The following is a 7,515-nucleotide window of genomic DNA, read 5'->3' on the forward strand; positions in this document are numbered from 1 at the left end:
GATGAAGTAAAAAAATTATTAGAAAATGATGAAAAAAAGATAAGAAAATATTTCAAAAGGAGAACAAAAAAATGTCTATCACAGCAGACGAAAAAGCAAAAATAATCAAAGAGTTTGGTAAAAATGATAAGGATACAGGTTCTACAGAAGTACAAGTAGCACTTTTAACTAATCGTATAACTTATTTGAAAGGTCATTTTCAAACTCATACTAAAGATAATCATTCTAGAATGGGACTTCTTAAAATGGTAGCTAAAAGAAGAAAACTTCTTAACTATTTGAGAAAAACTGATATAGAAGCTTATAAAAATCTTATACAGAAATTAAAATTAAGAAAATAATTAGGAAAAAGTGACAAGCTATAAAATTTAATACCCTCTTGGTATTTTTTTCAGCTATAAAGGAGTATAATATGGTCACAGTTAAGAGTGTTTTTTGCGGAGAGGAATTAATATTAGAAACAGGACTTTTAGCTAAGCAGGCTCATGGTTCTGTAACTTTAAGACTTGGAAATACTACAATACTTGCTACTGTAGTTGCTGCTAAAGAACCTAATCTAGAATCTGACTTCTTTCCTCTAACAGTTAATTACAATGAGAAGTATTATGCAGGAGGTAAAATTCCGGGCGGTTTTTTTAAAAGAGAGGCTAAACCTAGAGATAAAGAAATACTTATATCACGTATTATAGACAGACCTTTAAGACCTTTATTCCCAGAAGGTTTTAGAAATGAAGTTCAAATAATACCAACTGTTCTCTCAGTTGATTCGGATATGCCTACTGATGCTTTGGCTTTGATAGCTTCAAGTGCAGCACTTACTATATCTTGGATACCTTTCGGAGGACCTGTAGCTGCTGTTAGAATAGGATATAAAAACGGAGAGTACATAATAAATCCTAAAAACAGCGAACTTCTTTCAAGCGAACTTGATATTATTGTTGCTGGAAGTAAGGATGCTATTTTGATGATAGAAGGAGAAGCTAGAGAAGTTTCTGAGGAAGTTTTCATTGGGGCTATAGAACTTGCACATAAAGAGATGCAGAAGTATATAGATATGCAAAATGAAATGGCTTCTCTTTGCGGAACAGAAAAAATAGAACAGGAATTATTTGAATATGATGCTGATTTAGTAAAAATGGTTACAGAATATGGAAGAGAAAAGATAGAATCAGCTAATTATAATCCTGATAAAACTAAAAGAAATGAAAGTATGGATAATGCTTTTAATGAAATAGAAGAATACATAAAAACTCAAACTGAAGATGAAAAACTAATAGCACAGGTTAAAGGAATATGTCATTCTATAGAAGAAGAAATAGTAAGAGAAGCTATAGTAGAAAAAGAAATGCGTCCTGACGGCAGGGCTTTAGATGAAATAAGACCAATAAGCACTATGATAAATTTAATTCCTAGAGTACATGGTTCTGGACTTTTTACTCGCGGACAAACTCAATGTTTATCTATAGTTACATTGGGAAGTGAAAAAGATGCTCAGCTAATGGATGATATATACGGTAAAGAAAATAAAACTTTCATGCTTCATTATAATTTCCCTCCATTTTCTGTAGGAGAAGTAGGACGTTATGGTGCTCCAGGAAGAAGGGAAATAGGACATGGTAATTTGGCAGAACGTTCATTTAATGCTGTACTTCCTTCCAAAGATAAATTCCCTTATACTATAAGAGTTGTCGCTGAAATATTAGAAAGCAATGGTTCTTCATCTATGGCTACTATTTGTGCTTCTACTATGTCTTTACTTTCTGCAGGCGTTCCTCTCAATGCAAGTGTTGCTGGTATTGCTATGGGGCTTGCTACTTATAAAGACGGATATAAAATACTTACAGATATACAAGGTGTTGAGGATCATTTAGGTGATATGGACTTTAAAGTTGCAGGCACACGCAAAGGCATTACTGCTTTTCAGCTTGATATTAAACTTACAGGAATATCTGCTCAGATATTAAAAGAGGCTTTAGAACAGGCTAAAAAAGCTAGATATTTTATACTTGATAAAATTGATGCTACAATATCAAATGCAGGAGAAGTATCTGATTTTGCTCCTAAATACAAAACTATGGAAGTAAATCCTGAAAAAATCAGAATATTAATAGGACCTGGAGGAAAAAATATCAAGGCTATTATAGAAGAAACGGGAAGTGATGTAGAAATACAGGACAGCGGTATTGTAAATATATTTTCCCCTGATACTCCTACATTGGATAAAACTATAAAACTTATCAATTCTTATGTTAAAGACCCTGAGATTGGAGAAGTTTATGACGGTGTAGTAAAAGATATTAAAGACTTTGGTGCTTTCATAGAGATACTGCCTGGTATTGAAGGGCTTTGTCATATATCTGAACTTGCTTATAAACATGTTATGAATGTAGAAGAGGTTTTGAAGATTGGAGATGAAGTTAAAGTAAAAATTATAGATGTAAAAGGCGGAAAGTATTCATTAAGCAGAAAAGCATTGCTTGAAAAACCTGCAGATTACGTTGAAGAAGAACATAACAACAGCGGAAGAAGAGAAAAAAGACATGATAATAGAAAGAAAAGATATTAATTAAGATTATTATAAGATAAAAATAAAAACGAGCCTTAAATAAAGACTCGTTTTTTTATTGTATTAATGTTTGCTTTTTATTATTCTACTTCTTTTACATACACTTTATTCATAGTAGAATTTTCAATAGGATTATCATTATGATCTCTTTTTAATGCCACTATCTTATCAGCAACATCCATACCATTAACAACCTCTCCCCAAATAGTATATTCACCGTCTAAATGAGGAGCATCAGCCACACAAATAAAAAATTGAGAACCAGCACTATCAGGATGCTGACTTCTAGCCATAGAGCATATTCCTCTTTTATGCTCCATATCACTAAATTCAGCAGGAATATTAAATCCAGGACCGCCTGTTCCATGTAAATGCCTTTTTGTAGGATCTTTGCTTACAGGATCTCCGCCTTGTATCATAAATCTAGGTATTACCCTATGAAATCTAATTCCATCATAAAAACCTTCATTAGCCAATTTTTTTATAGCTTCCACATGCTTAGGTGCTACTTCAGGATAAAATTCTATCTCTATAGTACCATAATCTGTTTCAATAAATAAATGTTCTTTCATAATATCAATATCCTTTTAATATTAAAAATCAAAAATTAATTAACAGCTTTAACATAAACTCTATTCATTCTTGCAGGCTCTATAGGGTTATAATTGGCATCTCTTTTTAAAGCCACTATTTTATCAGCAACATCCATACCGCTAACTACCTCACCCCAAACAGTATATTGTCCGTCTAAAAATGTACTGTCAGCTACACAAATAAAAAACTGAGAACCAGCGCTATTTATACTTTGGCTCCTAGCCATAGAACATATACCTCTTCTATGTGATACATCATTAAATTCGGCAGGTATGACAAAATTAGGACCGCCTGTTCCATGTAAAGCTCTATTAGGCTGTTTACTTAAAGGGTCTCCGCCTTGAATCATAAAACCTGGTATAACTCTATGGAAAAGTGTTCCATTATAAAAACCTTCATTAGCTAATTTTTTTATAGCTTCTACATGTTTTGGTGCTTTATCAGGAAAGAAAGCTATTTCTATAGTACCAAAATCTGTTTCAATAAATAAATGTTCCTTAGAAGTCTTTGGTTTCTGTGCTATTAATACAGCTCCAAATAATGTAATACAAATTAGCGAAATAAAAATAATTTTTAATTTTCTACTCAAAATATTTACCTCTTAATTTTTTATATTATAACCAATTATTAAAGATAATTGTATTATTTTTTATAATATTACTGATTAGTCTCCTGTGTAGTAGCTTGTTCAGGATTATCTGTCTGCTGTTCATCTACAACAGAATCTTCAGTTGCTTCTTGTTCTTCTTCTAATACTTCTTCATCTTCTATAACTATATTTCCTTCTTTAACAGTAGTAGCATCATCAGGTATTACTTTTTGTTCTGTATCAACTGTTGCTTCTTCTGTACCAGCTGTTTCTTCAGAAGTCATTTCTTCTTCTGCTTCATCTGCAGTCATCTCTTCTTCTGTTGTATCTGCAGCATTATCCTCTATAGGTGTGGCAGGTACTGCTTCTTGCTGAGCATTAGTATTAGTAGTCTGCATTTGATTAGTTTGAAGCTCGTTAGTTTGTATCTGATTTGTTTGAATCTGATTAGTCTGTATCTGATTCTGCTGATTTGTAGTATAATTTTTTATACTATTGTAAGTTTGATTAGGGTCATAAGTTCCTTCTCTAAGTTCTCCTTTAAGACTAGGTATAGTCAATACTTGTCCTGCTCTTATTATAGAAGGGTCTTTTATTTTATCTTTATTAGCTTCATATATTTTTTTCCATAAATTACCATTTCCATATATAAAATCATAAGAAGCTATACGCCATAAAGAGTCTGTATTAGTTTTTCTTGATTGAACAGTATAATATTTAGGGAAAGAACCTTCAGGAACTATAACTATTTCTTCTTCTGGTTCCTTATCCTCTGAAATTCCCATAGAATTTACTATGCTTATAACATTTTTAGAATGCATTAATGAATCTGAATAATTATTAGCAACTAAAGTTTCACCTGCTGATGATAATGATTTTGAAGCATCTTTATACAAATTAGGCTTACTTTCATCATAACCGTCATTTTTAGCTTTTTCCATAGCTTCCTGTGCTTTTGCATATGCTAATGGAGCTTCCAATCTGTCTAATATATTCATAGCATCTCTTGATTTTGTTAGAGAATTTGTATAATCATTGCTGGCTAATAAAGTTTTAGATTCATCTCTCAAATTAGTTATCTGAGTATCATTATTATCGCCGTTAGTTAATACTGATTCGCTTATTAAATATTCTCTTCTTAAATCTATAGCAAGAACATTATATCCTAATTCTGATTTTTCAGCGGATTTATCATATTCAAGCATAGTATTAGTAAAATCCGTACCATTAGCAGCAGCATCAAACATATTATTTGCTGAATTAATATCTTCAACTGATGAAGTATATAAATTAGAAGTTAACTCATTAGTATCTCCTCCGACACCTTTGAATAAAGCCAAATTTCTTTCAGCCTTTCTCTGACTATTCAAAACATATTCATAAACTCCGTATCTGGATATAATCTTATCAGAATACTCCTTACTTTGTTTTGAATATTCTATACTTTGATTATAGTCTCCAACTTCATGTGCTTCTATAGCCATTTCTCTGTATCTTTGTGCCAATTTATAATCATCGCTTTCTTTTATAACAGAAGGCAAATCTGAAGGCAATTCAGGCGGCAAAGATAAAGTATTTGTTTCTTGTGAATATAAGAAACATGAAAATGACAAAATAACAAATAAAAATAATCCCTTTTTCATTTTATAAACTCCAAAATTATATATAAATATATAAAACAAAATTATAAGTCATAGTAAAATTATTTTATTATTTTTTTGAAGATGTTTTTTCTAATTCATCAACTTGTTTTATTTTATCTTCTGCTTCCTTAAGACCTCTGGCACTTTCATCATATCTTTTTTTAGTTGTAAAATAAGCCTTATGATGATATTTTTTTACATTTAAGAAACAATTAACAGCTTCTTCATAATTATTAGTACTTAAAGCAGATAAAGCATTGATATAATTAAGTTCAGCAAATTCATAATTATCTTTATCTACTCTATATGCTTTTACTTCTTTAGAATACCCCCTCTCTTCAGAAGTTTCTTCTTTTAAAACTGCCGCATACTGAGGCAATCCTTCATCTAGTACCATCTGATATGAAATTGATGCATTAGTAAGAAGTTCTTTTACTTTTGCTGGTTCTTTATTTTCATCTATAAGTATAACTGCTTCTGAAAACTTAGCTTCTGCTATATCAAATTGCTCCTTGGAATAGTTCTGCAAATTATATCTAATAGTTTTATCTCTTAAAGCAGAAGCATCTTTATATTCTTTCAAAGGCATTGTCTCTGAACAAGACATCACAAAAACTAGGCTGAATAACAACGTTAAAATGTATTTTTTCAATTGCATAATTACTCCAAACTATACTATTTTGTATAAAAACAATAATATACTTTTATATTATACTACTAATTGTAAAAGTCAATACTTACTTAAAAATTTAATACATACTATATTTATATTTTAAAATAAAAAAGCAGGATAATTTATAAAAACTATCCTGCTTCCTAAAATTCAAGCTAAATTACAATTAATTGTTAGCATTCTCACTAGCTATTTCTACATTTCCTTTGAAAGTATAGATTAAATTTGTACCTGAAGCTGTAGTAATAGTCAATACATCTCCATTTAAAGAGATTGTATCAGCACCATTTAATATTTGTAAATATTCTGTTTCTACTGCCATATCTTCTTCAGGTCCTGCCATTTTAGTAGAAGCTAATGCATTTAATTTAAGTTTATCACCGTCTAATGAAAACTCTGTAAAATAGTTATTAACTGCAGATTTTCCGCCTAACATATTAGTATCAGAAAAAGCTATAGTTACTTCTTTACCTTCGTACATATTAGTAAGAGAAAATTCTTTTCCTACTAAATCGTTAACTGTAACTGTTTTTGATGTAATAGCTGCATTATTATCTGCAGATGCAGTATCTGACTTACTTCCTCCGCATGATACTGCGAATACTGTTCCAATAACAACAAGAACTAGAGATAATGTTTTTTTCATATTTTGTTTCCCCAAAATTAAAAATTTTAGGAAACATTCTATTATAATTTAAATTTATTATCAATAGTAAAAATAATAATATAAATAATATTTTACAAAAAAATAATATTTTTTTATAATTTTACATTATTTTCAATATTAATCTCAATATAAATCATGATACTAATATTATCATATAACACTTTTTTATATTTTATAAGTTTTATATATAAAGATTTCTAAAGTAAATAATAATTTCAAAAGTATTGTTTATATAAAATATTTTTACTTTAAAATTATTTACTTTAAAATTATTTATGATATAACATTATAAAGTTAAAATACGCTTTGTAGGAGATATTATGGGAAAACTTATTGTAAAATTAAAAACTATTTATTTTGTTATGATAATATCATTAATAATTATGATGGTTACGGGGGTAAGTATGTTTGCTGCAGTAGCTATTGATAGGACTACTCCGATCGGAGAAAATACAAGCAGAGCAAATTATGAAGCTATAACAGTTACATTCAATCAGCAAATGGTAGCTTTACAGGCTATAAAAGAAGTAACTAATCAATACTTCAATTTTAATATAGATGTTAAAGGTACATATAAATGGCTTTCTATTAATACTTTAGCATTCTATCCTAGCGAGCCTCTACCAGATAACACAAAAATAGAAGTTACATTAAAGAAAGGAATAAAAAGCGAACTTACAGGCGATGTATTAGAAAATGATTATACTTGGACTTTTAATACTTTAAGACCTATAATGCAGAAAAGTTCTCCTTATGACAGACAATCAGAACTTCCTACAGATG

The 7,515-nt window shown here is 29.9% G+C and carries 8 protein-coding genes and 1 pseudogene; 4 read left to right on the forward strand and 5 right to left on the reverse strand.

Annotation, left to right across the window (positions count from 1 at the left end):
- The 3 genes and pseudogenes from Q0J90_RS14685 to pnp all read left to right on the forward strand — a co-directional run.
- Nucleotides 1-105 (forward strand): annotated as a pseudogene (locus Q0J90_RS14685) (bifunctional riboflavin kinase/FMN adenylyltransferase); the annotation flags it as partial.
- On the forward strand, nucleotides 72-341 hold the full coding sequence (rpsO, locus tag Q0J90_RS02000; RefSeq protein ID WP_297208064.1) for a 30S ribosomal protein S15: 270 nt from the start codon (nucleotides 72-74) through the stop codon (nucleotides 339-341). The pseudogene Q0J90_RS14685 and the gene rpsO, both read left to right, overlap by 34 nt.
- A 71-nt stretch (nucleotides 342-412) precedes the next feature.
- Complete coding sequence (gene pnp, locus Q0J90_RS02005) at nucleotides 413-2,566, forward strand: polyribonucleotide nucleotidyltransferase (protein ID WP_297208065.1); 2,154 nt, start codon at nucleotides 413-415, stop codon at nucleotides 2,564-2,566.
- An 80-nt stretch (nucleotides 2,567-2,646) separates the two neighbouring features.
- Here the strand turns inward: pnp and Q0J90_RS02010 are convergent, their stop codons facing one another.
- The 5 genes from Q0J90_RS02010 to Q0J90_RS02030 all read right to left on the reverse strand — a co-directional run bounded on the left by Q0J90_RS02010 (nucleotide 2,647) and on the right by Q0J90_RS02030 (nucleotide 6,711).
- The gene (locus Q0J90_RS02010) at nucleotides 2,647-3,138 is read right to left on the reverse strand and encodes a peptidylprolyl isomerase (RefSeq protein ID WP_297276317.1); all 492 of its coding nucleotides are present in this window, start codon (nucleotides 3,136-3,138) and stop codon (nucleotides 2,647-2,649) included.
- Between the two features lie 35 nt (nucleotides 3,139-3,173).
- On the reverse strand, nucleotides 3,174-3,749 hold the full coding sequence (locus Q0J90_RS02015) for a peptidylprolyl isomerase (RefSeq protein WP_297276318.1): 576 nt from the start codon (nucleotides 3,747-3,749) through the stop codon (nucleotides 3,174-3,176).
- Between the two features lie 68 nt (nucleotides 3,750-3,817).
- The gene (locus Q0J90_RS02020; RefSeq protein ID WP_297276319.1) at nucleotides 3,818-5,392 is read right to left on the reverse strand and encodes a LysM peptidoglycan-binding domain-containing protein; all 1,575 of its coding nucleotides are present in this window, start codon (nucleotides 5,390-5,392) and stop codon (nucleotides 3,818-3,820) included.
- 67 nt (nucleotides 5,393-5,459) lie between these two features.
- Complete coding sequence (locus tag Q0J90_RS02025; RefSeq protein ID WP_367173824.1) at nucleotides 5,460-6,050, reverse strand: hypothetical protein; 591 nt, start codon at nucleotides 6,048-6,050, stop codon at nucleotides 5,460-5,462.
- A gap of 181 nt (nucleotides 6,051-6,231) precedes the next feature.
- Nucleotides 6,232-6,711, reverse strand: coding sequence for an META domain-containing protein (locus Q0J90_RS02030; RefSeq protein ID WP_297276321.1), 480 nt, complete (start codon nucleotides 6,709-6,711; stop codon nucleotides 6,232-6,234).
- Nucleotides 6,712-7,052: 341 nt separating this feature from the next.
- Between Q0J90_RS02030 and Q0J90_RS02035 the strand changes: the two genes are divergently transcribed.
- Nucleotides 7,053-7,515 (forward strand): Ig-like domain-containing protein (locus tag Q0J90_RS02035; protein ID WP_297276322.1); only part of this gene is annotated, 463 nt, incomplete at its 3' end.

This window comes from uncultured Brachyspira sp., assembly GCF_944390595.1.
In the GTDB taxonomy this organism is placed as follows: domain Bacteria; phylum Spirochaetota; class Brachyspiria; order Brachyspirales; family Brachyspiraceae; genus Brachyspira.

Excerpts from the sequence above, each read along its gene's own strand:
- Q0J90_RS02010 (WP_297276317.1), bottom strand. The coding sequence starts at position 3,138 with ATGAAAGAACATTTATTTATTGAAACAGATTATGGTACTATAGAGATA.
- pnp (WP_297208065.1), top strand. The coding sequence starts at position 413 with ATGGTCACAGTTAAGAGTGTTTTTTGCGGAGAGGAATTAATATTAGAA.
- Q0J90_RS02020 (WP_297276319.1), bottom strand. The coding sequence starts at position 5,392 with ATGAAAAAGGGATTATTTTTATTTGTTATTTTGTCATTTTCATGTTTC.
- rpsO (WP_297208064.1), top strand. The coding sequence starts at position 72 with ATGTCTATCACAGCAGACGAAAAAGCAAAAATAATCAAAGAGTTTGGT.
- Q0J90_RS02030 (WP_297276321.1), bottom strand. The coding sequence starts at position 6,711 with ATGAAAAAAACATTATCTCTAGTTCTTGTTGTTATTGGAACAGTATTC.
- Q0J90_RS02025 (WP_367173824.1), bottom strand. The coding sequence starts at position 6,050 with ATGCAATTGAAAAAATACATTTTAACGTTGTTATTCAGCCTAGTTTTT.